This is a genomic window from Vreelandella venusta (genome assembly GCF_044809155.1).
In the GTDB taxonomy this organism is placed as follows: Bacteria; Pseudomonadota; Gammaproteobacteria; order Pseudomonadales; family Halomonadaceae; genus Vreelandella; species Vreelandella venusta_B.
This window is the reverse complement of sequence record NZ_CP085241.1, coordinates 2,558,203-2,582,267: the sequence shown is the minus strand read 5'-3', so window position 1 is coordinate 2,582,267 and position 24,065 is coordinate 2,558,203. Positions and strand designations below refer to the sequence as shown.

General features: G+C 52.8%; 22 protein-coding genes. 9 read left to right on the top strand and 13 right to left on the bottom strand.

All coding sequences use genetic code 11. The features are described 5' to 3' along the window. Positions 1–69: 69 nt before the first annotated feature. Positions 70–1,641: an AbgT family transporter gene (locus LG301_RS12025; RefSeq protein ID WP_404471395.1), complete on the bottom strand. Its 1,572-nt coding sequence runs from the start codon at positions 1,639–1,641 to the stop codon at positions 70–72. Between the two features lie 186 nt (positions 1,642–1,827). Next, the gene (locus LG301_RS12020) at positions 1,828–2,475 is read right to left on the bottom strand and encodes a hypothetical protein (RefSeq protein ID WP_404471394.1); all 648 of its coding nucleotides are present in this window, start codon (positions 2,473–2,475) and stop codon (positions 1,828–1,830) included. A gap of 188 nt (positions 2,476–2,663) precedes the next feature. On the opposite strand from LG301_RS12020, the gene LG301_RS12015 reads away from it, so the two are divergent. After that, entirely contained in the window at positions 2,664–4,031 is a 1,368-nt protein-coding gene (locus tag LG301_RS12015) for an L-serine ammonia-lyase (RefSeq protein ID WP_404471393.1), read from the top strand. On the opposite strand, the gene LG301_RS12010 is transcribed toward LG301_RS12015, so the two are convergent. Then, positions 4,028–4,924, bottom strand: a complete 897-nt coding sequence (locus LG301_RS12010) for a LysR family transcriptional regulator (RefSeq protein ID WP_404471392.1) — start codon at positions 4,922–4,924, stop codon at positions 4,028–4,030. The genes LG301_RS12015 and LG301_RS12010 overlap by 4 nt on opposite strands. A 160-nt stretch (positions 4,925–5,084) precedes the next feature. Between LG301_RS12010 and LG301_RS12005 the strand changes: the two genes are divergently transcribed. The 3 genes from LG301_RS12005 (at position 5,085) to mtgA (ending at position 7,856) form a co-directional block, all read left to right on the top strand. After that, positions 5,085–6,194 carry an S-(hydroxymethyl)glutathione dehydrogenase/class III alcohol dehydrogenase gene (locus tag LG301_RS12005; protein WP_404471391.1) on the top strand — a complete coding sequence of 370 codons (1,110 nt, stop codon included), beginning with the start codon at positions 5,085–5,087 and terminating at the stop codon, positions 6,192–6,194. 80 nt (positions 6,195–6,274) lie between these two features. Next, positions 6,275–7,129: an S-formylglutathione hydrolase gene (gene fghA, locus LG301_RS12000; protein ID WP_404471390.1), complete on the top strand. Its 855-nt coding sequence runs from the start codon at positions 6,275–6,277 to the stop codon at positions 7,127–7,129. 10 nt (positions 7,130–7,139) lie between these two features. Further along, positions 7,140–7,856: a monofunctional biosynthetic peptidoglycan transglycosylase gene (mtgA, locus tag LG301_RS11995; protein ID WP_404471389.1), complete on the top strand. Its 717-nt coding sequence runs from the start codon at positions 7,140–7,142 to the stop codon at positions 7,854–7,856. On the opposite strand, the gene LG301_RS11990 is transcribed toward mtgA, so the two are convergent. After that, positions 7,853–8,542, bottom strand: a complete 690-nt coding sequence (locus tag LG301_RS11990; protein WP_404475249.1) for an EAL domain-containing protein — start codon at positions 8,540–8,542, stop codon at positions 7,853–7,855. The genes mtgA and LG301_RS11990 overlap by 4 nt on opposite strands. A gap of 120 nt (positions 8,543–8,662) precedes the next feature. Continuing rightward, positions 8,663–9,586 carry a DMT family transporter gene (locus tag LG301_RS11985; protein ID WP_404471387.1) on the bottom strand — a complete coding sequence of 308 codons (924 nt, stop codon included), beginning with the start codon at positions 9,584–9,586 and terminating at the stop codon, positions 8,663–8,665. Between the two features lie 132 nt (positions 9,587–9,718). On the opposite strand from LG301_RS11985, the gene LG301_RS11980 reads away from it, so the two are divergent. The 3 genes from LG301_RS11980 to LG301_RS11970 all read left to right on the top strand — a co-directional run bounded on the left by LG301_RS11980 (position 9,719) and on the right by LG301_RS11970 (position 13,003). Beyond that, positions 9,719–10,108 carry a DUF4168 domain-containing protein gene (locus LG301_RS11980; protein ID WP_404471386.1) on the top strand — a complete coding sequence of 130 codons (390 nt, stop codon included), beginning with the start codon at positions 9,719–9,721 and terminating at the stop codon, positions 10,106–10,108. Between the two features lie 257 nt (positions 10,109–10,365). Next, positions 10,366–12,276 (top strand): DUF294 nucleotidyltransferase-like domain-containing protein, encoded by a 1,911-nt coding sequence (locus LG301_RS11975; protein WP_404471385.1) that lies wholly within the window; start codon positions 10,366–10,368, stop codon positions 12,274–12,276. 1 nt (position 12,277) lies between these two features. Beyond that, positions 12,278–13,003, top strand: coding sequence for a 3'-5' exonuclease (locus tag LG301_RS11970; protein WP_404471384.1), 726 nt, complete (start codon positions 12,278–12,280; stop codon positions 13,001–13,003). A 78-nt stretch (positions 13,004–13,081) separates the two neighbouring features. Here the strand turns inward: LG301_RS11970 and LG301_RS11965 are convergent, their stop codons facing one another. The 5 genes from LG301_RS11965 to LG301_RS11945 form a co-directional block, all read right to left on the bottom strand. Next, positions 13,082–14,722, bottom strand: a complete 1,641-nt coding sequence (locus LG301_RS11965; RefSeq protein ID WP_404471383.1) for a BCCT family transporter — start codon at positions 14,720–14,722, stop codon at positions 13,082–13,084. Between the two features lie 82 nt (positions 14,723–14,804). Further along, positions 14,805–15,227 carry a universal stress protein gene (locus LG301_RS11960; RefSeq protein WP_404471382.1) on the bottom strand — a complete coding sequence of 141 codons (423 nt, stop codon included), beginning with the start codon at positions 15,225–15,227 and terminating at the stop codon, positions 14,805–14,807. 151 nt (positions 15,228–15,378) lie between these two features. Beyond that, complete coding sequence (locus LG301_RS11955) at positions 15,379–16,251, bottom strand: glycine betaine ABC transporter substrate-binding protein (RefSeq protein ID WP_404471381.1); 873 nt, start codon at positions 16,249–16,251, stop codon at positions 15,379–15,381. Positions 16,252–16,355: 104 nt separating this feature from the next. Beyond that, the gene (locus LG301_RS11950; protein WP_404471379.1) at positions 16,356–17,192 is read right to left on the bottom strand and encodes an ABC transporter permease; all 837 of its coding nucleotides are present in this window, start codon (positions 17,190–17,192) and stop codon (positions 16,356–16,358) included. Further along, positions 17,192–18,394 carry a glycine betaine/L-proline ABC transporter ATP-binding protein gene (locus LG301_RS11945; RefSeq protein ID WP_404471378.1) on the bottom strand — a complete coding sequence of 401 codons (1,203 nt, stop codon included), beginning with the start codon at positions 18,392–18,394 and terminating at the stop codon, positions 17,192–17,194. Before LG301_RS11945 ends, LG301_RS11950 begins: the two co-directional genes overlap by 1 nt. A gap of 475 nt (positions 18,395–18,869) precedes the next feature. Between LG301_RS11945 and LG301_RS11940 the strand changes: the two genes are divergently transcribed. Together LG301_RS11940 and LG301_RS11935 are read left to right on the top strand one after the other, a co-directional pair. Next, positions 18,870–19,274 (top strand): hypothetical protein, encoded by a 405-nt coding sequence (locus LG301_RS11940; protein WP_404471377.1) that lies wholly within the window; start codon positions 18,870–18,872, stop codon positions 19,272–19,274. A gap of 228 nt (positions 19,275–19,502) precedes the next feature. Beyond that, positions 19,503–19,721, top strand: a complete 219-nt coding sequence (locus LG301_RS11935) for a hypothetical protein (RefSeq protein WP_404471376.1) — start codon at positions 19,503–19,505, stop codon at positions 19,719–19,721. Positions 19,722–19,777: 56 nt separating this feature from the next. Here the strand turns inward: LG301_RS11935 and LG301_RS11930 are convergent, their stop codons facing one another. The 3 genes from LG301_RS11930 to LG301_RS11920 all read right to left on the bottom strand — a co-directional run bounded on the left by LG301_RS11930 (position 19,778) and on the right by LG301_RS11920 (position 23,967). Then, a complete protein-coding gene (locus LG301_RS11930) occupies positions 19,778–21,181 on the bottom strand; it encodes a sigma-54-dependent transcriptional regulator (protein WP_404471375.1) in 1,404 nt (467 codons plus the stop codon). An 11-nt stretch (positions 21,182–21,192) separates the two neighbouring features. After that, complete coding sequence (locus tag LG301_RS11925; protein WP_404471373.1) at positions 21,193–22,638, bottom strand: ATP-binding protein; 1,446 nt, start codon at positions 22,636–22,638, stop codon at positions 21,193–21,195. A gap of 159 nt (positions 22,639–22,797) precedes the next feature. Next, a complete protein-coding gene (locus LG301_RS11920) occupies positions 22,798–23,967 on the bottom strand; it encodes a PQQ-dependent sugar dehydrogenase (protein ID WP_404475248.1) in 1,170 nt (389 codons plus the stop codon). Positions 23,968–24,065: the final 98 nt, after the last annotated feature.

Genomic DNA, 24,065 nt, shown 5'->3' with positions numbered 1-24,065 from the left:
GAGCCGCTAAAGCCAAAAAGCCCGCTGTTCTCAGAACAGCGGGCTTTTTGCGTTATGCCGTTTAAGCGCTTATAGCGTGTAGTGTGTGGCAGACCCAGGGCCGACCGGCAAGCCGAAAACAAACACCCAGATAAAGAACAGCAGTGTCCAGCCAACCAGCATAAACAGCGTGTAAGGCAGCATGATGGCAACTAGGGTGCCTATGCCCATGTCTTTACGGTAGCGGGTTGCCACGGCCAGAATCAGTCCAAAGTAGCTCATCATCGGTGTGATCAGATTGGTCACCGAATCGCCAATACGATAAGCCGCTTGAATCACTTCTGGCGCATAGCCCATCAGCATTAGCATGGGAACGAAGATGGGTGCCGTCACTGCCCACTGTGCTGACGCGCTGCCAAGCGACAAGTTAACGAAGGCGCACATAATAATAAACAGCGCAAAAAGGCCCGGACCACGTAACCCAAGTGATTGCAGCAAGTCGGCGCCAGCAACGGCGGTGACCGTGCCAAAATTGCTCCAGTTAAACAGCGCGACAAACTGGGCAGCAAAGAACACCAGGACAATATAAAGCCCTAGGCTGCTCATGCTCTTTGCCATAGCGTCGACCACATCGCGATCGTTTTGCATGCTGCCTGCTAAGCGGCCATAGATGAAGCCCAAGACAGTAAAGGAGATTGCGACGATGACGACAATGCCACGTAAAAACGGTGAGCCGCTAATTAAGCCGGTGTCAGGGTTGCGTAAAATGCCGCTCTCCGGGACGACCATAACAGCAACCAGTGCGATGAGCGCTAAGGTGGCTAACCCTGTTCCTTTTAGTGCGCGCTTTTCGGTGTCGGTGAGGCCTTCCATGCGCTGCTGGTCGATATCGCTGTCCGCGTAGGCGGAATCAAATTTGCCTAGTTTGGGTTCAACAATACGCTCGGTGACCAAGCCACCAATCAGCGTAACGAAAAACGTGCTGGCAAACATAAAGAACCAGTTAGCCTCGGCGCCCACCACATAAGCGGGGTCGAGAAGGCGTGCGGCCTCCTGTGTAATGCCCGAGAGCAGTGGGTCAACAGTACCTATCAATAGGTTGGCGCTGTAACCGCCGGAAACACCGCAAAACGCGGCTGCTAAGCCTGCCAGCGGGTGCCGCCCTAAAGAGTGAAAGATCATCGCCGCCAGCGGAATCAGTACCACATAGCCAAGCTCGGCGGCCATGTTCGACATGATGCCCGCAAATACCACGGCGTAAGTCACAATGCGTGGCGAACGGTTCAGTACCAGAGCGCGCATACTGGCCGACAGCAGGCCGGAGTGCTCGGCAACGCCAACCCCAAGCATGGCGACCAGCACGGTGCCTAATGGCGCAAAGTTGGTGAAGTTGGTGACCATTTCGGTCACTAAGCGGCGCAGACCCTCAGCGTTTAGCAATGAATTAACCGCAATCCATTCCCCCTCATTTGCAGGGCGAGGGTCGGCTACCGAAACGCCTAATGCGCTAGCAATACCGCTGGCGATGACAACCGTTACACAGAGAATGGCAAACAGGGTGACGGGGTGGGGCAGTAGGTTGCCGAGCCATTCGACGCTATCGAGAAAGCGTGTAAAGGCTCCTCGTTTTAGGTTTTCTTCACGATTTTTTAGGTTTGTCATAGGGTTTATGTCGTTAGTGTGGGTTTTTTTAGAAAAAGCGCCCATAAGGCCTAGCGCGCGACACTACGTTGAAGCGAGGGATCGCGCAAATGGCTTTGCGTATAGCGACATATAAAAAATGAAATGCCGCCTTGTGCGGGCTGCTAAACCGAATAAAGGCGGCAGGTATAACGGCTAAGGGAAGCGTTACTGAGCGGTATTGCGCGCTTTATGAATGCGCAGGGCGAGAAGCAGTAATTCCAGAGTGGCGATCAAAATTAAGCTATAACCCAGTAGTTCAACGACTTCTTCTGCAACGCTTTTAAAGGTTCCCGAATAGCTCTCTTCAAGCACCGCGCGCCAAAAGTCTTGCCGACCATAGAGGCGGGAGAATATATAGGTAGTCAGCACACCCGCCGTGAACAAGCCAAAAGCAAACGTGTTGCTATAGTAAGCAAACTCTTCTAAAAAGCGGCGACGGTGAATAACGACCCAGGTAGTGGAGGGGATGATGATAAGTGCAACCAGGATTTTCCAGGTGTGCCTAGCCACATAGGTATCAAGGAAGTGATCCTGTTCGCGCACCAGCGAAGCAGCGACAAAAGCCAGCAATAGCAGCGTGACAGTGGGCCACACCTTGAGGGTATGGCGAACATAAATCAGCATCGCGCAGCTCAAGGCCAGCACAAGCGTTTGAGTCAGTTCCGTAAAGCCTAACTCTGAAAAACGCACGGAGGGGAGGTAAAGCGCTTCAAGATAAGCACCTTGGGCAATGGCGCCAATAAATAAGACGTATAGAACTGCGCGCACGAGGATAGTTTGAAATCCTATTGGCCAGGCAGGGGGAGAAGGCATACCAACATCCTTTGTATGTAGGCTGAGTCATTATCTGCATGTTGATACATGCATAAGTGAATGTTCATTATATCGTCACACTTATATGTTCGCACGTCGATATTGCGGTTATTAACGCGACGTCTAGTCGTCAGCTCTACAACATGTTAACCAGGCAGGTATAAACAACGGGGTGAGGCGTTAAAGGCATGGCAATTAGTGTATTTGATCTTTTCAGAATTGGCGTTGGGCCGTCTAGCTCCCATACGGTTGGGCCAATGCGCGCCGCCGGTGCGTTTGCGCGGTCGTTAGGGGAGCAGTCACTTAACCGTCTTGTGGTACGGCTACACGGTTCACTAGCGTCGACGGGCGTGGGGCACGGCACCGACCGAGCAGTCGTTATGGGGCTACTGGGCGAAGCGCCGGAGACGATAGACCCCGATACTATCGAGCCAAGGTTGAACGCGCTTGACCAAGGCGAGCCGTTACGTCTGCCTGGTGGACAAGCACTGGGATTTGACCGCCAGCGTGATATTGAGTGGGACGAGAGTTGCCTACCCTTTCACCCCAATGCGATGGTGCTGACGGCCTATCAAGGGGTGAACGTGGTGGCTGAGAATACGTATTACTCTTTAGGCGGCGGTTTCTACATTGATCAGGCAAGTGCCGACCAGGGCGGTATTGAAGAAGACACAACAAGACTGCCTTACCCGTTTGAGACCGGCAACGAACTGCTTGAATTATGCCAAACCCATCAGCTGCGAATCAGCCAACTGATGTTGGAAAATGAGAAAGTGTGGCGCAGTGAAGAAGAGATTCGTCAGCAGCTACTGACGATTTGGCAGGCCATGAGCGACAGTATTGATAATGGCCTAAAAGCATCGGGCTACCTGCCGGGCGGGCTTAACGTCAGGCGGCGCGCCAACTCGTTGCATCAACAGCTGCTATCACCACCCGCTAACCAGCGGCTAATTATGTCTAGTTTTACGGTGATGGATTGGGTCAATCTTTTTGCCCTGGCAGTTAACGAAGAAAATGCCGCCGGAAGGCGTATGGTGACTGCCCCTACTAACGGCGCGGCGGGCATTGTGCCTGCCGTATTGGCCTATTACCGTAAGTTTGAGCCTGACGCCTGTGATGCGGACGTGGTGGACTTTTTGCTGGCGGCCGGCGCTATCGGTATTTTGTGCAAGAAAAATGCTTCGATTTCCGGCGCTGAGGTTGGCTGCCAGGGAGAAGTTGGCTCTGCTTGTGCCATGGCGGCCGCCGGGTTAGCGGAAGTATTGGGAGGCTCCGCAAAGCAGGTGGAAAACGCCGCAGAAATTGGTCTTGAGCATAATCTAGGCCTGACCTGCGACCCAGTGGCGGGGCTTGTGCAGGTGCCCTGTATTGAACGTAATGCGATTGCCTCCGTAAAGGCAATTAACGCAGCGCGTATGGCACTGCATGGCGACGGCGACCATTTTGTCTCGCTGGATAAAGTCATACGCACCATGCGCGATACCGGCCGCGATATGCAGGATAAATATAAAGAGACCTCCAAGGGGGGATTGGCTGTCAATGCCATCGAGTGTTAAATCAGCGGGTTAGATGGCAGCGTGGCCGTAATATTGTCGACCAAATAATCAACCAGCTGTCGAATTTTGGGCGATAAATGGCGGTGGCGAGGGTAAACCGCCCACACGGCGGTATCGTTGTGTTGAAAGGGTTCCAGTACCGAGATCAGCTCGCCACTGGCCAAGTAGGGGGCCACATAATAGTCCGGCAGCTGGGCTAGCCCCAGCCCTTTGCGAGCGGCATCTAACAGCGCGGGGCCGGAATTTCCGCTCCAGCAACCCTCTACCCGCACCTCGCGGCGCTGGCCGTTAACCTCAAAAAGCCAGTTGGGACGCGAGCCGATCAAGCAGCGGTGTTGGCTCAATTCTGAAAGAGTATGCGGCCTGGGCGCCTGGCGAAAATAGGCACGCGACCCCACGATATACTCCCGCCGTTCGCACAGCCTGCGCGCAATTAAGCTAGAGTCCTTGAGTACGCCCATACGAATAGCAATATCGTAGCCTTCCTCAATCAGCTCCACTGGGCGATTGGTAAAGTGCATGTGTACATCTAGCTGAGGGTGCAGGCGTTGGAAATCATTAACCAGTGGCGCAATGTAGCGCTCGCCAAACGTGGTGGCAGAGGTCAGTTTCAATAGCCCTCGGGGGTTGGCCTGTAACTCACTAATGGCTTGTTCAGCATCGCGCAGGCCGTCAAATAAGTGGCGGCAGTGCTCTACGTAAATAGCGCCTGCATCGGTTAAGCGAATTTGCCGTGTGGTGCGATATAAAAGCTGCACGCCTAACTGATTTTCAAGTTGGCTGACCAAGCGACTGATATGCGAAGTAGATACTTTCAAATGCCGCGCGGCAGCCGAAAATGTGCCCAGTCTCACCACCTCTACAAAGGCCTCGATACGGTCCCATCGCTGCATGGACGCTCCTGATAAACGCTCATTGTTGCCCAGTGGCAATAATCTTATGAGTGTATCCCGCTTTATCCAAGTCGACTAGCTGACCTACACTGCAAGCCATCAAGGTTTATACCCAAGTTAAATATCAAACATTGAATGATACTGTTTAGGAGATAGCGCGATGAAATCACGTGCCGCCGTTGCACTTGAAGCGGGTAAACCGCTTGAACTGGTTGAAATTGATGTAGAAGGCCCGAAGGCGGGTGAAGTGCTGGTCAAAATGGCCGCTACCAGCGTTTGCCACACGGATGCGTATACGCTCTCTGGCGCTGACCCCGAGGGCAATTTCCCTGCGGTACTCGGCCACGAAGGGGCGGGCGTGGTTCAAGAAGTGGGCGAAGGTGTTACGAGTGTCAAACCGGGTGATCACGTCATCCCGCTTTACACCGCCGAATGCGGCAAGTGTAAATTCTGTTTGTCAGGTAAAACCAACCTGTGCGGCAGCGTACGTGCGACTCAAGGAAAGGGCGTTATGCCTGATGGCACGTCGCGTTTCTCGCTAGACGGTAAAATGCTCCACCACTACATGGGCACCTCCACGTTCAGTGAGTACACCGTGTTGCCGGAAGTCTCGCTGGCGGTGGTCTCCAAAGAAGCGCCCATGGATAAAATCTGCCTATTGGGCTGTGGTGTCACGACCGGTATTGGTGCCGTGCTCAACACCGCCAAAGTAGAACCAGGATCGACCATTGCCGTGTTTGGCTTGGGCGCCATTGGCTTGGCGGTGATTCAGGGGGCGGTAATGGCGAAAGCGGCTAAAATTATCGCCATTGATGTTAATCCTGATAAATTTGAACTGGCTAAGCAGTTTGGTGCCACCGATTTTGTGAACCCGAAAGAGTACAGCGACCCGATTCAGCAGGTGATCGTCGATATGACCGACGGCGGTGTCGACTACTCGTTCGAGTGTATCGGTAACGTCAACGTAATGCGTTCTGCGCTTGAGTGTTGTCATAAAGGTTGGGGTGAATCGATCATCATCGGCGTGGCAGGTGCAGGAGAGGAAATCTCCACGCGTCCGTTCCAACTGGTCACAGGGCGTGTGTGGAAAGGCTCAGCGTTTGGCGGCGTAAAAGGGCGCAGCGAGCTGCCGGGCTATGTGGACCGTTATATGAGCGGCGAACTCAATATCGACGACTTTATTACCCACGATATGCCGTTTGAGAAGATTAACGAGGCGTTTGAGCTGCTCCATGCGGGCAAGAGCATTCGTACCGTGCTGCATTACTGAGTATTATCTATTAAAGCGTACCGGGTAAACGAGCGCGGTAGGGTAACCTGCCGCGTTTTCATCTTTAAAGGAGCCTGCCCATGAGCATGAGCGAAACGTTAGAACTGGTGTCGGCTAACCGCAGCTTTGGTGGTTGGCATAAGCGCTATCGCCACTACTCCCGCGCGCTGGACTGCGACATGGTGTTTGCGGTGTACCTACCTCCCCAGGCAGAGAATGAGCGGGTACCACTGCTTTGGTGGTTATCTGGCTTGACCTGTAACGATGAAAACTTTATGCAAAAGGCAGGTGCCCACCGCCTTGCCGCAGAGCTAGGCGTGGCAATTGTGTGTCCTGATACCAGCCCGCGGGGTACCGACTTGCCCGGCGAACACGAGAGCTACGATCTCGGCTCAGGGGCAGGCTTTTACGTTAATGCCACCCAGGCGCCGTGGAAGTCCAACTACCGCATGTATGACTATGTCGTAGAGGAGCTGCCTTCGGTTGTGCGCCAGCACTTCCCGGTGAACGGACGCGAATCGATCAGCGGCCACTCTATGGGCGGGCATGGGGCGTTGATCCTTGCACTGCGCCACCCAGGCCGATTCCGCTCGGTTTCGGCGTTTGCGCCTGTCGTTAATCCCATGAACTGCCCCTGGGGTCAAAAGGCGTTCACCAGCTATCTGGGCGATGATACGTCTCGCTGGCGCCAATATGATGCGTGCGAACTGGTGGCAAACGGTGCTTCTCGTCAGCGGTTGTTCATTGACCAGGGCGAAGCCGATCAATTCTTAGAAGAGCAGCTCATGCCTGAGCGTTTAGAGGCCGTTTGCGAAGAGCATGATCACCCGCTTACGCTGCGTCGTCAGCCTGGTTACGATCATAGCTACTTCTTTATCGCCTCGTTCATTGAGGACCATTTGCGCTATCATGCGGAACACCTCATGAAGCGCTAAGGATACCGAAATGCTCAATCGCGCGCTGCGCCGTTTTCTTCGCCTGCTATGGCGTCTTATGTGGCGTGTCGCGCTGGCGTTTGTCGTACTTTCTGTTGGATTTGTGCTGCTATTTCGCTTTGTGCCTCCACCGGGTTCCATGGTAATGGTGGAGCGTAAAATTCAAAGCTGGGTAAACAGTGAGCCGATTACTATCAACCGCCAATGGCGCAGTTGGGACAACCTGTCCAGTAATGCCAAACTTGCGGTGATAGCGGCTGAAGATCAGCGTTTTCCCCTTCATCGCGGCTTTGACGTTGTGGAACTGCGTCGCGCTTGGCAGGCGAGCCGTGACGGTGCACGTTTGCGTGGCGCCAGTACGCTCAGCCAGCAGACCGCTAAAAACGTGTTTTTATGGAGCGGCCGCAGCTGGGTACGCAAAGGTCTTGAGGCATGGTTTACGCTGCTGATTGAAATGCTGTGGAGTAAGCAGCGCATTCTTGAGGTGTATCTAAACGTCGCCGAATGGGACACCGGGGTGTTTGGGCTGGAAGCAGCGGCTGACCACTACTTTGGCGCCTCGGGCAGTGCCTTGACCGAGCGTCAAGCAAGCCTTTTGGCGGCGATCCTTCCCAGCCCCCGTACGCGAAGCGCCTCACGGCCGGATGCCCAGGTAGAGCGCCGCAGCCAGTGGATCCGCCAGCAAATGCGCAACCTTGGTGGCAAGCGTTACTTGGAGCAGCTTTAATCGTATTTTTCGTCGGCGACTTTCGGCAGCATTTTCACCTGGGGGCGAGCAAAGTAATAGCCCTGCTGCACCGGTATTCCTAATGCTAGCAAGCAGCGCGACTCTTCACGCGTTTCGATGCCTTCGGCCACTAGGTGGACGTCCAGCGTCTCCGCCAGAGAGACCAAACTTTTCAGAATAGCCTGCCGCCGCTTGTTAGCGTTGCAGCCCATGACCAGCTCGCGGTCAATTTTTAGCGTGTTCGGGCGAAGATCCGTCAGTAGGTCAAGGTTGGCGTAGCCGTTGCCAAAGTCATCCAGCGACGTGGTGAAACCCATTCGGCGGTAGCTCTCGATGATCGAGCGCATATGCGCGCGGTCAACCACTCGTTCCGTTTCAGTGATTTCAAAGTTAAGCCGTTCGATGGGCCAACCTACCCGCTGTGACGTCTCAAGCGTTGCCTGGATACAGGCTTCCGGCTCATAGACAGCGTTGGGTAAAAAATTAATCGATAACCTCTCCTGCATGCCGAGTTCACTGGCAAGCTCTATGGCTTTTACACGGCACTCCTGGTCAAAGCGATACATCAATTCATCGGTGACTTGTTCAAGAATCGAGAAGGCCGACTCCCCGTTGGTGCCTCGCACCAGTGCTTCGTAATAAACGATGCGGCGTTTTTCAACATCCACAATGGGTTGAAATGCCATGGTGAAGGCAAACGGAACCTTAGTGTCGCAACGGTTGCAGGCTCCGTTCACTCTGGCGCAGTGAGGTTGTGCTGTCATGGTTGTCCAAACCCTAGAAGTTTCATCGCTGTTTTTAATCGCTTATTTTGCGGCTGGCCGTACTGCCAAAATCACTCCCGCAATAGTGACCGCCATGCCTATCAGTCCCAGCAGTGGCAAACGTTCGTCAAATAGCCACCATGCCTGTAGGGCGGTAACCGGCGGCACTAGATAAAAAAGACTCGCTACCCGCGAAGCTTCCCCCTTTTTTATCAAGGCCATTAACAGCAGGATAGCGGCAATTGAGAGAATCAGCACCAGCCAGCCAAGTGTAAGAATAAACGTTGTGCCCCACTGCACGTCTCGGCTTTCAAATAGCAACGCTCCAACGCCCAACAGCGTGCCAGCCGCCATGTACTGAACCACCGCTCCTGACAGCAGCGGCATGCTGGTGCAGTAGCGCTTTTGATAAAGCGTGCCCAGAGAGATGCCTAGCAACGCGGCAATAACGCTAAACAGGGCGCCAAGGCCGAATCCTTCGAACAGCGAACTGCCCAGTTCCAGTTTACTGCCCAGTACCAAGCTAATCCCGAGCAGTCCAAGTAACAGGCCCATCCACTGGCGGATACTTAAACGTTCACCTAGCAGCGGCCCGGCGCAGGCAGCGGTTAGCAGCGGCTGTAAACCCACTAAAAGCGCTGCAAGACCGGCGGGCATGCCTAAATAGATGCCATAAAACACCCCGCCCAGGTACGTACCATGCACCAGTAAACCAGAAACCCCGATATGCGCCCATAACCTAGGTGAAGTGGGCCAAGAAATACCCATTAAATGAATAAGAGGGATAAGCACCAACAGGGTTAGGACAAAGCGGATAAAGAGAAACGTGAAAGGTTCCGCATAGGGTAGGCCAAATTTTGCGCCAATAAAGCCGGTGCTCCAAAGTAAAACAAACACGACGGGCATGGCCGCCAGGCCAAAGGAAGATACGTTTACGCGGCTGACGTTTTTTAAAAAGTTGAACATAAAGTCTCAATTTGCCCCCTGGTGATTGTTTGGTTACTTTTCGTTACTTTAAATTACTATAAAATTTGAACTTGAGCCTAAACAGCGCGTCACACGTGGCACATTCATAAAGCGCCAATGAGGTTTCTTATTATGCAACGCATGACTGCTCTGTTTTCTGCTGCTCTTCTTGCCACTGGTCTTTTAGCTGGTACGGCACATGCTCAGCAGACCCAAGATCCAGCACAAGACCCGATGGCGACACAGCAAGCGCCAGCCCAGGACTTTTCTGATCAGCAGCTACAGCAGTTTGCCGATGCTTCTCAAGAAATTGCCGTGATCTCGCAAGAGTACACACAGCGTCTGCAGGAAGCAGAAGGTGAAGCCGCACAGCAGGAAGTTCGTGCCGAGGCCAACGATCGTATGATCGATATTGTTGAAGATAGCGGTTTGGATGTGGACACCTTCAATGCCATTGGTCAGTCTATTCAGCAAGATCCGGAAATGATGCAGCGTGTTCAAGAAATGGCTGGTCAGTCCTAATGACAGCAGCTGCTTAATTAGTTTTGTACTTACGTGACGACAAACAGGTAGAGATAGTGACAGATTTTCCTTAACCAGCGAAGTATCTGCCCACTAAATCTTCACTGTCATCAAAGCCCGGCGCATCAGTGCCGGGCTTTTTTTTGGCTGTCAGGGTTTACGCTGCCCCCTAACCCCGCCAAACTTCAAGTAGCAATAGGTGATTTATATTACCAAGGTGAATCTTGAAAGATGCCCGGATAGGGATAGGAGGTGGCATGGAGGTAGAACTGTTAGAGATACGTCAGCATATGGGACAGTTCCCACCCTTTGACGGCCTATCCGATGAGCTGCTTGATGCCATTGCCACAGAAGTTGAGGTTCGCTACTTCAAAACGGGCAGCGAGATTCTGACGCTTGACCAAACGCTTGATGAACTCTGTTATATCCGTAGCGGTGCGGTGGAGGTCTATCGTCGTCAGGGAGAGCTGTATAATCGCTTAGGCGAAGGGGACATATTTGGCCACTTTAGCTTACTGCGAAACCATAAAGTACGGTTGCCCGCTACCGCCATAGAAGACACCCTTATTTATTTTATTTCTGGCGCCGTTTTTAAACGTCTCTGCGAGGAAGATGACAACTTTGCCGATTTTGTAGAGCTGGAGCGCCCACGTTTAGAGACAGCGGCAGAGCAGCAAAAAAAATCTAACGACATGATGGTCTCGCGTATCCGAAAACTGGTAAGCCGCTATCCAGTGATGGTGCCGTCAACGACAAGCGTCCAAGAAGCTGCCAAACAAATTGGCGCCGCCCAAGCGTCTGCCGTTCTGGTCATTGATGAGGGCAGCAGTCATCCCCGCTATAGCTTTCAGGATAGCGAAGGCAAAACCTGGCAGATGTGCGGCATCCTCACTGATAGTGACTTCCGTACCCGCGTTGTTGCAGAGGGTCTGTCACCGCAAACGCCGATTGGTGAGGTGGTATCTGAGCGGCTCATTACCGTTCAGTCAGATGCATCCATCTACGAAGCCATGTTAACGATGCTACGCAACAATGTGCACCATTTACCGGTGCTCTATCGCCAGCGCCCCGTCGGTGTGGTGCATCTCTCTGACATTATTCGCTACGAAACCCATAGCGGGCTCTACCTAGTGAGCAATATTTTCAATCAAGCTAGCGCCCAAGGACTAGCTAAGCTGTTACCCGATGTGCGTGCCGCCTTTGTGCGAATGGTGCAAGAGGGCGCTAATTCGCAAATGGTGGGCAGTGCCTTATCAACCATTGGACGTAGTTTTACCCGGCGGCTGCTAGAGTTGGCGGAAGAGTCGCTAGGCCCACCCCCCGTGCCTTACTGCTTTATGGTCAATGGTTCCATGGCTCGAAATGAGCAGAGTATCGTGACCGATCAAGACAACGCGCTTATTTTGTCCGATGACTTTAATCCAGCAGAACATGACGCCTATTTTCATGCGCTGGCCGCATTTGTAAGCGATGGCTTAGATGCCTGTGGTTATACGTATTGTAAAGGCGACGTGATGGCTACTAACCGCCAATGGCGTCAACCACTGCGGATATGGAAAGGCTACTTTAAAGACTGGATGGCAAACCCAACCCCCGAAAAGTTGCTGCACAGCTCCATCTTTTTTGATTTAGACAGTATCTACGGAGAGGATCACTTCGTAGAAGCGCTGCAGGACTTAATCGCCGAGACGGCCCCCAAGTCTCCGCTATTTTTGGCCGCTATGGCGCGCAACGCCCTCAATCGCACACCGCCGCTAGGCTTTTTCCGCACGTTTGTTATGGAAAAGGATGGTAAGCACAATAACTCGATTAACTTAAAGCGACGCGGTACCGCCCCGATGGTCGATCTTATTCGTGTGCACGCGTTAGCCTGTGGTTCAAAAGCGCAAAACTCGTTTCAACGGTTAGACGACATTAGCAAGACGCAGCTATTAGCCACGGGGGTCAGTGATAAGCTTAGCTATGCGCTTGAGTTTTTATGTATGTCACGAATCCGACATCAGGTGATTGACCTTGAGGAAGATCGCATGCCAGACAATAATATCGAGCCTGAAAATGTCGAGGACAGCGAGCGGCATACACTGAAAGACGCCTTCCAAGTGCTAAGTAATGCGCAGAAGTTTTTGAAGTTTCGTTACCCAATGCCCGCACAGCGGCAGGGTCGTTAAGATGTATGAAATTCGACCTCGCCAAAAACTCGTGCAAGCCGATTGGATCAGCTACATGGCGGAGCGCGGCCGACGATCTCATGACGGTGCGTTAAAGCGGTTTTTTGAAACGCCTCTTCCTGATCCCAGTACGCCTATTTCAGATGTGCCCATGGTGGCGCTGGATATGGAAACAACCGGACTCGACGAGCGGCGCCATGGCATTATTAGCATCGGGGCGGTGCCATTTACGTTAAACCGCATCAAGCTGGCACAACGCCGCTATTGGGTGATTAAGCCGCCCAGACCCCTAGATGAAGCGTCTATTGCGTATCACCATATTACCCATTCAGAAATCGCCCATGCGCCTGATTTAAATGCGGTCCTCGATGAACTGTTAGCAACGCTGGCAGGTCGGCTGGTGGTTGTACACTTTCGCAATATTGAGCGGCCGTTTTTAGATGCAGCGGTAAAAGATAGGCGCGGAGAGGGAGTTATGTTTCCGATGATTGATACTATGTCCCTTGAAGCACGCTTACATCGTCAAACGCTGTGGGCGCGTTTTCGCCGCTGGTTAGGCCAGCCGACCGTCTCTATTCGTCTAAACGCTAGCCGTGCACGTTATGGTCTGCCTGGTTATCAAGGTCATCATGCTCTGCTGGATGCGCTGGCCACCGCAGAGCTATTTCAGGCGCAGATTGCCCACCGTTATGACCCAGATACGCCATTGAACGCGCTGTGGTGTTAATACTACGATGAACGGAAAATGCAAAACGGGCAGCCTAGGGCTGCCCGTTTGTGTTTCACCTACGCTCATTATCGGCGTTTATACGGCCTTAGGTTCAGTCATCAATCCTTTGATAATGGCATAGCACGCCACTAGCAAGATAATCGTGAACGGAAAGCCTGTGGAAACCGCCATCGTTTGAAGCGCGGTCAAACCACCGCCAAGCAGTAGTGCAATGGCGATAGCGCCTTCGATGATTGCCCAAAATACCCGCTGAGGTTTGGGTGCATCTACCTTACCGCCTGCGGTAATAGAGTCGATCACCAGTGAACCGGAATCCGAAGAGGTCACAAAGAAAATAATCACCAGCAGAATGGCAATAAACGAGGTGATTTGTGACAGCGGAAGCTGTTCAAGCATGATGAACAGCTGAAGATCCACGCCCGCATCGCGAACAGCCTCAATCCCTTGGCTAACGTACTGATCAATGGCGGTGCCGCCAAAGGTGGTCATCCACAGTACCGAGACCACAGAAGGCACCAGCAATACCGAAACTAAGAACTCACGAACGGTACGGCCACGGGACACGCGCGCAATAAACATACCTACATACGGAGACCAGGAGATCCACCATGCCCAATAGAAGGCTGTCCAGCCTTGGCTAAAGTTGGCATCTTCGCGGCCAAATGGATTAGAGAGCGCTGGCAGATGTATTGCGTAGTTGAGCAAGTTTTCAAAGAAACCCGTTGCGATCAGAAGCGTTGGGCCAACGGCAATCACGAAGAAGAGCAGCAGTGCCGCCATTGCAATGTTAATTTTCGATAGCAGCTGAACACCCTTATCGACACCGGCTAGAATGGAACCGATGGCAATAATTGTGATGCCGATGATGAGCAAAATCATCGTGATATCGGTTTCTGGTGCCCCAAATAGGTAGCTTAAGCCCGCGGCTGCCTGGGTGGCGCCTAGCCCTAGCGAGGTCGCCAAACCAAAGAGCGTGGCAAATACCGCTAGAATATCAATCACATGCCCAGGCCAGCCCCATACGCGCTCACCCAAAATCGGGTAGAACACCGAACGCATGGAAAGGGGGAGACCCTTGTTAAACGAAAACAGTGCTAATGAAAGGGCAACAACCGCGTAAATAGCCCACGGGTGTAATCCCCAGTGGAAGATGGTGGCCGCCATGCCTAACGCAGCCGCGCCTGCGGTATCGCCTTCAGCACCGGCTAATGGTGCCCAGCTGCCGCCATCCAGTGAGGTACCAAAATGGGTCAATGGCTCGTTAACGCCAAAAAACATCAGGCCGATGCCCATGCCCGCAGCAAACAGCATTGAAAACCAGCCGACATAGGTGAAGTCGGGCTTAGCGTCAGCACCACCGATACGAATTTTACCCAGGGGCGAGATAATCAGACCCAGGCAAAGAATGACAAACACGTTGGCCGCCAGGATGAAAAACCAAGCCAAGTTGCCCGTTAAAAAGCCAAAGACAGCATCGTAAATCGGTGCAATGGTGTCTTGTAAGGCGAGCGTTAATATTACAAACAGCAGCACCAGAATTGACGAAATAGTGAAAACCTTACCGTGTAGGTCGAGATTAACACCCATGGTGCTGGTGGTTATATTGTCTTGACCAATAACGTAATCGGTATCGATCAAGTTTGCCGCGCCCTCGGGGGCGGGAATGCCTTCCGAGACCGGCTCTTCAGGTGGTCGATTTTGCGGCGTTTTATCCACAAATTTGCTCCCATCATTATGTAAAGTGCGTGCTGTTAAGCGCTAGTTGTCAACGCATTGCTGCTACATCGCAAGAGCGCGTTTACGGGTTCACTCGAATCAGGAAAACGGAGGCGTCTGTGTGGGTGGCTACTTTACCGCCATGGGACGGCATAATAATGTCCAGATGGCGGGGTAGATGGGTGGCCATCATCACCAAGTCTGCTCCCGTTTCCTCCACGGCTTCGACAAGCTGCTTATCCACATTAGCAACGGGATCCGTCGAGCTGTAAACCTTAATACTTACCGGTTGACCGTGCACTTTATGTCGCTCGTGGGCAAAAGCTTCAAGTTTTTGCTCGTACTCTTGGGGAGTGCGGGCAACGCTTGTAGGTGTATTAGCGGTAACGCCAACGTAGGTAATATGAGCATCATATTGCTTAGCAAGGTCTGCCACGACGCTTAAGGCAGGCTCCAGTAGCTCTAGATGAGCAAGATCGACTGGCACCATAATGTTCTTAAACATAGCAAACTCCTTATATGGCCTATTAGCACGGGTCGCTGCATGCCAGTACAGTCCATATAGTTGGTTAAAAATATGCCAAGCTGCTGAGCTGAAGCACCATGTGGCTTCAGCTCAGCCAGTTGCTACCAATAGTTATTGGGCCAATACAATATTAGTTGCTTAGCCACTGTGCGACGACATCTTGATTGTCTTCTACCCACTGTTGGGCGTTTTCATAAGGATCGCTGCCGTCTTCCTGGTTCATCAGCATGACCTCACCCATTTGCTCGGGCGTCCATTCGAAAGCATCTAGAATGGCATAGGCCTCGGGCATATCGTCTTTTAAGCCTTGACGCACCACTGTGTGAATCTGCTCGGCACCGCCATAGACGTTCTCAGGATCTTCAAGGTACTTAAGGTCAAAGCGAGCAAACATCCAGTGGGGGGTCCAGGCGGTCACCACAATGTCTTCTTCATTGTTGATCGCGCTGGAAAGCGCTGCGGTCATGGTCGCGCCGCTGCCGCTACGCAGGTTCAGCCCGAGGTCATAGGTATCCACGACCTCTTCGGTGATCGACATCAAGCCTGCACCGGGGTCAATACCGATGATCTCGCCGTTAAAGCTGTCGGCGTTATCGTTTAAGTCAGCAATCGAGTCAACTTCTGTATAGGCGGGCACTACCAAGCCAAGTTTAGTGCCATCGAGGTTCATACCCAGATCTTCAACATTGCCACCCAGGCGTTCCATATAGTCTGCGTGGGTAGTGGGTAGCCAAGCGGCAACAATAGCATCGGCATCGCCTGAGGAGAGTGCCTGGAACATGGCCGCTGCGGAAAGCGACGTTAACTCAACGTCAAAGCCTGCCTGTTCAAGCGTTGCAGCAATGACATTGGTAGAGGCAACTTCTGAAGACCACTCCACATAGGCAAGATTGACGGTGCCCTTATCTTGCGCGTGGGCGAGGCTTCCAGCGGCAACGCCAGTGCCCGCAACAAGTGCTAATGAGGCGAGACGTATACGCTGATTCAGTGTGCGAGTTTTCATACACTTACTCCTTCTTATTTAACGTAAAGGTAATGTTGCCCAATGGTTTTGGCCACTGGGCTTTTTCAACCCTTTGGGTCTTGCATTATGTCGATATCAGGCTACTAGCTTTGACGACGGGTTTTGCGCAGTGATTGGGTTAAGCGATCCAACAGCATGGCCAGTATCACTACCGCAATGCCGGCCTCAAAACCATCGCCGGGGCGCAAGCGCTGAATAGCACGCCATACTTCGCTGCCTAAGCCGTCAGCACCGATCATGGCGGCGATAACCACCATAGAAAGCGCCAGCATGATAGTTTGGTTAATGCCAGCCATTACCGTTGGTAAGGAGAGCGGTAGCTGAACCTTAAAAAGCTTCTGCCCACGAGTGGCGCCGTAAGCATCCGCTGCTTCGATAAGCTCGACCGGCACTTGGCGAATACCCAGCGTGGTGAAGCGAATCGCGGGCGGCATTGAAAATATAACCGTAGCAAAGATGGCTGATACCGAGCCAATACCAAAAAATGGAATCGCCGGAATTAAGTAGACAAAGGCCGGCATGGTCTGCATGAAATCCAGGATCGGCATGATTAATCGGTAAAGCCGATTAGATAGCGCGGCGGCAATGCCTACCGGCAAGGCGATGATAACGGCCACCATCGTTGCGAAGACAACCAGGGTGAGCGTCTCTATCATCGGGTTCCAGAGGCCCAGGTTCCAAATCAAGGCGAGCCCGGCCACGGCGCCAATAGCTAGACGAACGCCCGCTAGCTTCCAGCAGAGTAGGGCAATTAAGCCAAGGAGCGCCCACTCAGGTAACCACATCAAGCTATCGTTTAATACGTCAATGCCGGTTTGTGTAAAGCGTGATATTCCTCGGGTTACGGATGAATACTCGCTGGTTAACCAAGATAGGCCGCTCTCAATCCAATCACCAAGGGGAATGCTGGGAATATCCATTACTGCTCTCCTGCTCGTGCTAATTCATCCAAAACCGCGCCTTTTACCACCACGCCAAGCAGTCGCTGCTGCTCATCAACCACGGAGATTGGGAAGCTTTTATCGCTAAACATGGCGAATAGATTTTGCAGCGGTTCTTCAGGAGGCACTTTACGGAAGTCTTGAGTTAGGTAGTCAGTAATCGTTTCTGACTTAGCATCGATAGCCTTACTTGCAGCATCGGCTTCTAACAGGCCTATTAGGCGGCGATCGCGATCGGTGACATAAATGGAGTCAATGCTATGGTCGCGCATTCGGTGCAACGCTGTACGCGGGCCGTCGCTGTCGCGGGCGGTGGTACGCACGGGCCGCATAGCGCTTTCAGCGGTCAGGATGCGTGAACGATCGACCCCTTCAATGAAGCGACGAACGTAGTCATCGGCAGGCTTGGTCAGAATCTCTTCAGGGGTGCCGATTTGCACTACTTCACCGTCTTTGAGTAGCACGATGCGGTCGCCAATGTTGAGCGCTTCATCCAAATCGTGGGTAATAAAGACGGTGGTTTTCTGCATTTTTGACTGCAGCTGAATAAGTTCTTGCTGCATGTCTTTACGTATCAGCGGGTCAAGGGCTGAGAAGGCTTCATCCATCAACAGCACGCTGGAGTCATTCGCCAATGCGCGGGCAAGACCAACTCGCTGCTGCATACCGCCAGACAGCTGGTTGGGGTACGCATCTTCCCAACCATCAAGCCCGACCTGCGTAAGCGCATTTTGAGCAATCTTCTGGCGTTCTACTTTCTCTACCCCACGAATTTCAAGGCCAAACTCAGCATTCTGCTGCACCGTTCGGTGGGGAAAAAGCGCAAAGTTTTGGAACACCATTGAGAAGTGGCGGCGGCGGCACTCCAGCAACGCTTTTTCACCCAGCGTCGGGATGTTTTCGCCGTCGATGATAATTTCGCCTTCAGTGGTTTCGATTAGGCGATTTAGGCAACGGATAAGGGTGGATTTACCCGAGCCTGACAGCCCCATGATGACCAGTAACTCACCTTCGTAGACATCAAAGGAAATATTGGATAAGCCGAGAGTTTGGCCAGTTTTCTCAAGAATTTCAGGGCGCTTTAAACCTTGGTCGCGAAGCTCAAGGGCTTTTTTGGGCTGTTTACCAAATACCTTGCTTAAGCCGCGCACTTGAATTTTGACAGGGCGTGTTTCTTCCATTAACGATGCCTTTTATGGATATGAATCGCCTGACAGCGAACCTTCTAAAAGTAACGGCAGGCGTTGGTTTATAAGTAGGGGTTAATGTTGACTGCGTAAATGTATTAACAATTATTATACATAAGTGCGGGAGGTGTGTCACAACGGCCCCGCAGGCAGGGCGTTAAACGCTACATGTGCCAAAATTAACCCACCGATTTCTTCGTATAAAGGTTAAAATGGCCTGTTTGCTTTTTCTTAAGATTTTGATTTTAGATATTTTTTTTATTTTTTTAAGGATTTTGGCATGCTATGTGAAAGGTCATCAGTAATGTAAAGGGTATTTAAATGTCAATTGTTTAACGTTAAATGCAAAAAGCTGCATGACTATGGCTTGATGGTGTGGAAACGTCTATTCACCTAGCGAGATAACTAGTCAGCAAAACCGTCCATCCTGCATTAGCGATGTAAACCAGTTTTAACGGAGGCAAGTTTTATGGATAAGCAAGCAAAACCTGCTATTAAGCGTCCTCGCATATTAACGCTGTGCATGTTAGCGGCTACCGTAAGCACGTTAGCGCTTGCAGGCTGTGGTGATAACGATGATGAGTTACCACCGGCGCAGCAGCCAGAGTCGATGGAGCAGGATGCGACGACCCAGCAAGAGCAGGCTCCCGCCGTGGGTGAAGATCCTGCCATGGCAGATGATCAAGGCATGCAGGATCCGGGAGTTGACGATCCTGCTTTAGATGAGAATGCAGCGGCTTCTCAAGAGCCTATGCAAGATGACGCAGCGGGCATGAGCACCACTGATCCTGAGGAAGACCCAGGTTTTGGTGAAGGCGCAGAGCCGATGCCCGGTGCCGACGAAGACGATGACGAGACCATGCAAGGCCAGTAACCGTTTACCGCTCCCTACGATGATAAGCCGATTCAGCTGTCTGTTCCCTGCGGCTGCTCCACACGGTTTATCATCCTTTTCCCTCGCGCCCGCGGGGGTTTTTTTTGTCGCTAGCATGATCACGCGTACAAACAGTGAGTGCATCGATACAGGGTGGATTTGGTAAAATGCCCTATCAACCACTATGTTGAAAAAGCGGTTAGCCCCCAACAAAGGAAGGAGCATGACATGATGTCACGATTAGGCCACGTACGTGGATTAGCGCTACTGTTTGGCGCGTTGCTAATGGCGGGAGTGCTGGCAGGTTGCGGTGATACAGCAGAAGCCCCTCCCACGACAGACTCGGAGGATTTGATCTCTGATGATCCCCAAGAACCCATGGATACAGGGCCAATGTCTAACGATGGAGAGACGCCTGGAGACGCGCCCGGTGGTGTCACAGAGTAAACAGTAACTGCCGGTCGCTCAACGACGACCGGCAGCATGTTATTACGATAGCGCCACTACTCTTCGCTATCTTCCAAGCGGCGGTAAAGCGTGCGGCGAGCAATCCCCAGCACCTCGGCTGTGCGACGTTTGTTGCCCCCCGTAGCTTCTAATACCTTACGGATATAACGCTTCTCCACTTCTTCTAGGCTGGGCCAGCGTGCGGGAGCCGGTGCAGGCACGTGATTGCCGGGTAACACTTCACCACTCACCGTCGGTGCCATTTCACTTACGCTTTCCTGACTGGTTTGTTCGCGTAGCCGTTCGGGAAGGTCTTGATGCTGCATCACGCCTTCTTCGCTTAACGTGACCGCACGCATAATAGCATTCTCAAGCTCGCGCACATTTCCGGGGTAGGGATAATTGAGCAGGCTATTGAGTGCTTCTGGCTCAATCTGCTCAATGTGCTTGCCCTGGGCCTCGGCAAGTTTGTCGATGAGTGCAAAAATAAGGTGTTCGATGTCGCTGCCACGCTCGCGTAGCGGCGGAATTCGCAACGAAAAGGTTTCTAAACGGTAGAACAAGTCGCTGCGGAAATTCTCCTGTGCGATCTCTTTATCCAGGTTACGGTGAGTGGCGGCAATAATACGCACATCGACGGCTTCTTCGCGTTCGCCCCCTACCGGGCGCACGGTTTTTTCCTGCAAGGCACGCAGTAGCTTAGCTTGCAGATTAATGGGCATTTCACCAATTTCATCTAAAAACAGGCTGCCGCCTTGGGCGCTTTGGAAAAGCCCTTTTCGTGCTTCATTGGCACCGGTAAAGGCACCTTTAACATGGCCAAAAAACTCGCTCTCCATCAAGTCCGCAGGAATGCTGGCGCAGTTAACGGGCACAAACGGCGCGTCGTGGCGTGGGCTTTCTTGATGAATCGCGCGCGCCAGTAGCTCTTTACCGGTACCGCTTTCCCCTAAAATAAGAATAGGGGCATCGCTTTTGGCAAGCCGCGAGGCGTCATGAAACAGCGCCTGCATAATGCTGCTTTTCCCGACAATCCCATGAAAGTGGCCAAGCTCGGCTTCGTCATGGGAGAGTGATAGTCGCTGGCGCTCCAGTACACGAAATACGGCCTCACGAATGGCGTCTAAATCGAGTGGTTTGGTAAGAAAGTCATCTGCACCCAGCTTAAGTGCTTCCACCGCCTGATCAATCGTGCCAAAAGCCGTAATCACAATAATGCCAAGTTCGCTGCCGCTGTTGCGCAGCTGCTGAAGAAGCTGAATGCCGGTCATTCCAGGAAGACGTACATCCGTTATCATCATTGCCACAGGTGTGTGGCTAAGAAGTGCCAGGGCATCTTCTGCACTGGGAACGCCTAGCGTTTCGTAGCCCGCGTCGTTGAGCTCTTCTTCTAATAACTCACGTATAGCGGCGTCATCCTCCACCACCAACAAAGGTAAAAGGTGTTCCTGATGGGTCACAAACGTTGTCCTCAAGCGGATGCGGTTTCACTAAGGGGTAGCGTAATCTCAAAGCCAGCGCCACCAAGGCTGCTGTTGAAAACGCCAATCGTCCCGCCGTGGTCGTTAATAATGCGATGCACCATTGATAGTCCTAACCCGCTGCCTTGCCCCACGGGCTTCGTGGTAAAGAAGGGGTCAAATACTTTGTGGTGATCTGCTACTGGGATGCCCGGTCCGTTGTCCTCTACCCACAGCGTTAACTCTTCACTATGCTGCTCTGCACGGACTCGAATAAGGCTTACACCATGAGCTTGGGCAGCATTGCGCAATAAATTGGTTAACACCTGCACAATTTGCTGCCCATTGACTAATAAATGGGGGGAAGATGCAGGCAGATCAACGTCTAGGCGAATATTTCTCGGTTCGAGATCCTCTTCGACTAGCTCGCTGGCGCTCAAAATAAGTTGATTGAGTGCTTGGTCATCTTTCTCTACGTTATGTTGCCGGCCTAACTCCATCAGCTGACGAACAATCTCGACAATGCGCTCTACTTCACCGCGTATACGGCCAAGTTTTGTCCGCTCATCGTCGCCAATCACCTCTCGCCGTGCTAAACGCTGGGCTTGGCCGTTAATCACGGTGAGCGGTGCGCCAATTTCATGGGCAACCCCGGCAGCAAGTACGCCTAATTCGGCAAGCTTTTTAGACTTGCGCAGGCGTTTTTCTAGCTCGATCTCACGCCGCTGGCGGGCATCTATATCGCGGTCTTTTTCGGCCATGGCGTCTAGCATGCCGTTAAGCCCCGAGGCTAAACGGCGGTACTCAATCGGCCCGTCCACGGTAGCCCGCTGGCTGCGGTCGCCGCCTTCTACTAGAAGCATGACGCGCAGCAGCCGGTTAAGCGGCCGTTCGATATAGTGGCGAAACCCCCACCAAATACTGAATACAATGCCTGCCGCGCCAATCACAAACACCAGCACCGCGACAACGCTGATAAAGCCTGTGTAATTTTCGATGCCCGTATTAAGCCGGTTTACCTGCAGCACGCCTTGCACGGTGCCATCCTGAGCGCGCAGCGGTGTTAGTGCAGCGTAGTAAATCCATCCTTCTTGCTGGCGGTAACTGCTGTAAAGGTCATCACTCTCGATAACCTGTCGGATCTCTTCTGGGGTAAACAGGTTTTTACCCAAGCCCAGCCCGTAGACCTCACGCCCTTGTGTATCAAATACGTAGGCACCGTAGATGCGATGAAAAGCGAAGGCAGATTGCAGCGCCTCCTCTAGCGGTGTCCCACTATCTCGCGTCACGGCATAGCTTAACGAGGAGCTTAGCGCCCGGGTGATGATGTCGACTTCTGTTTGTAGCTTAGAGCGAACGTTATCTTCCAGCGACTTAATAGCCACGAGGCTAAACACCACCAACACGACAAACAGCGGAACAATCACCGTTAAGATAATTAAGTTACGTAGTCGCATTGTGCATCCGCGTTCGGTTGGGTGGCTATAACTGGCTGTAACATAGAGCTTAACAACAGGGCTTAAAAACAGGTCTTAAAAACAGGTCTTAAAAACAGGTCTTAAAAACAGGGCTTACGAACCGTATTGCCTTGCCTATAGGCGTAGCGTGGCAAATAGTTAGTTTGCTACGTGCAGGCGGTAAAGACTGCCCTGGTTGCTATCGGTTAGCAAGTAAAGGGCATCGTCCGGCCCTTGGCGCACATCGCGTATGCGGCCTATGTGGCCGTCAAGAATGGTCTCTTCAGTAACAACGTTGCCCCCTTCTAATTCCAGGCGCAGCAAGGTTTCGCTAGCGAGGCCACCGGCCAAAAGGCTGCCTTGCCAGGACCCAAAGGCATCGCTAGTAACTTCGGCAAGGCCGGAGGGGGCAAAGCGACCCTCAAAGCGGTACACCGGGTCTTCCATGCCGGGTTTGGATCGCACGCCAATGGGCTCGTTGGTGGCGTAGTCGTTGCCCAAGCTTACTTCAGGCCAGCCATAGTTGTTGCCAGGCACAATATGGTTCAACTCATCGCCGGTGCGCGGGCCGTGTTCGGTGGCCCAAGGTTCGCCATTGCTGAGCACGGTCATGCCCTGAATATTGCGATTGCCCAGGGTGTAAATTTCATCCAGCGTGTTGTTGTCATCCACAAAGGGGTTATCGTCGGGTACAGCGCCGGTTTCGGTGAGCCGAAGCGTAGAGCCTGCGTGGTCATCGCTGGCTTGAGCGCGGGAGGGGTCTACTCCGCGGTCGCCAATGCTCATCAAAAGCGTGCCATCCTTAAGCCAGGCCAAGCGGGAGCCGTAGTGGCGGCCGGGGGAGGAGGCGCGGTCCTGCTCGAACAAGTGCTCAACGTCGCCTAGGGAATCCCCTTGCCACTTAACGCGAGAGACCGCCGAGTGGCTGTTATTGCCCTCAGGTTTGCTCCAGGTGAAGTAAATCCAGTCGTGCTCGCCGTCACCGTCCCCGGTACCAAATTCAGGATGCAGCACCACGTCGAGCAGGCCTCCTTGGCCGTTTTGACTCACCTGGGGCATGCCTTCCAGCACCTGCGACTGACCATTAGCGTCAACAAGATTTAACTCACCGCTGCGCTCGCTGACCAAGTAACGGCCATCGGGCAGAAACGCTACCGCCCACGGGTTCGTAAAACCATCGGCCACACGCTCGATGGTAATCGCGAAGTGGTTGGTTTCCAGGGCCTCTTGAACCACCTCCGCCTGGGCAGTGCTGGCCAGTAGCAGCCCTGCCAGTGAAGGCGTCACCCAGCGTTTAGCCTGTAAACACAGTGAACGGCGGGGAGTCATCAGGGGGCCGGCATATCGCTTGGGCATAGCGTGTCGAGTTGGCATCGAGTGTCCTCTGTTAGCGCTAGATCAAAGCCTAAGTCTAGCAGTGACTGCCG

Excerpts from the sequence above, each read along its gene's own strand:
- LG301_RS11980 (WP_404471386.1), top strand. The coding sequence starts at position 9,719 with ATGCAACGCATGACTGCTCTGTTTTCTGCTGCTCTTCTTGCCACTGGT.
- LG301_RS11960 (WP_404471382.1), bottom strand. The coding sequence starts at position 15,227 with ATGTTTAAGAACATTATGGTGCCAGTCGATCTTGCTCATCTAGAGCTA.
- LG301_RS11920 (WP_404475248.1), bottom strand. The coding sequence starts at position 23,967 with ATGACTCCCCGCCGTTCACTGTGTTTACAGGCTAAACGCTGGGTGACG.
- LG301_RS11975 (WP_404471385.1), top strand. The coding sequence starts at position 10,366 with ATGGAGGTAGAACTGTTAGAGATACGTCAGCATATGGGACAGTTCCCA.
- LG301_RS11940 (WP_404471377.1), top strand. The coding sequence starts at position 18,870 with ATGGATAAGCAAGCAAAACCTGCTATTAAGCGTCCTCGCATATTAACG.
- LG301_RS11935 (WP_404471376.1), top strand. The coding sequence starts at position 19,503 with ATGATGTCACGATTAGGCCACGTACGTGGATTAGCGCTACTGTTTGGC.
- LG301_RS11925 (WP_404471373.1), bottom strand. The coding sequence starts at position 22,638 with ATGCGACTACGTAACTTAATTATCTTAACGGTGATTGTTCCGCTGTTT.
- LG301_RS11970 (WP_404471384.1), top strand. The coding sequence starts at position 12,278 with ATGTATGAAATTCGACCTCGCCAAAAACTCGTGCAAGCCGATTGGATC.
- LG301_RS11985 (WP_404471387.1), bottom strand. The coding sequence starts at position 9,586 with ATGTTCAACTTTTTAAAAAACGTCAGCCGCGTAAACGTATCTTCCTTT.
- LG301_RS11950 (WP_404471379.1), bottom strand. The coding sequence starts at position 17,192 with ATGGATATTCCCAGCATTCCCCTTGGTGATTGGATTGAGAGCGGCCTA.
- mtgA (WP_404471389.1), top strand. The coding sequence starts at position 7,140 with ATGCTCAATCGCGCGCTGCGCCGTTTTCTTCGCCTGCTATGGCGTCTT.
- LG301_RS12020 (WP_404471394.1), bottom strand. The coding sequence starts at position 2,475 with ATGCCTTCTCCCCCTGCCTGGCCAATAGGATTTCAAACTATCCTCGTG.
- LG301_RS11990 (WP_404475249.1), bottom strand. The coding sequence starts at position 8,542 with ATGGCATTTCAACCCATTGTGGATGTTGAAAAACGCCGCATCGTTTAT.
- LG301_RS12015 (WP_404471393.1), top strand. The coding sequence starts at position 2,664 with ATGGCAATTAGTGTATTTGATCTTTTCAGAATTGGCGTTGGGCCGTCT.
- fghA (WP_404471390.1), top strand. The coding sequence starts at position 6,275 with ATGAGCATGAGCGAAACGTTAGAACTGGTGTCGGCTAACCGCAGCTTT.
- LG301_RS12025 (WP_404471395.1), bottom strand. The coding sequence starts at position 1,641 with ATGACAAACCTAAAAAATCGTGAAGAAAACCTAAAACGAGGAGCCTTT.
- LG301_RS12005 (WP_404471391.1), top strand. The coding sequence starts at position 5,085 with ATGAAATCACGTGCCGCCGTTGCACTTGAAGCGGGTAAACCGCTTGAA.
- LG301_RS11955 (WP_404471381.1), bottom strand. The coding sequence starts at position 16,251 with ATGAAAACTCGCACACTGAATCAGCGTATACGTCTCGCCTCATTAGCA.
- LG301_RS12010 (WP_404471392.1), bottom strand. The coding sequence starts at position 4,924 with ATGCAGCGATGGGACCGTATCGAGGCCTTTGTAGAGGTGGTGAGACTG.
- LG301_RS11945 (WP_404471378.1), bottom strand. The coding sequence starts at position 18,394 with ATGGAAGAAACACGCCCTGTCAAAATTCAAGTGCGCGGCTTAAGCAAG.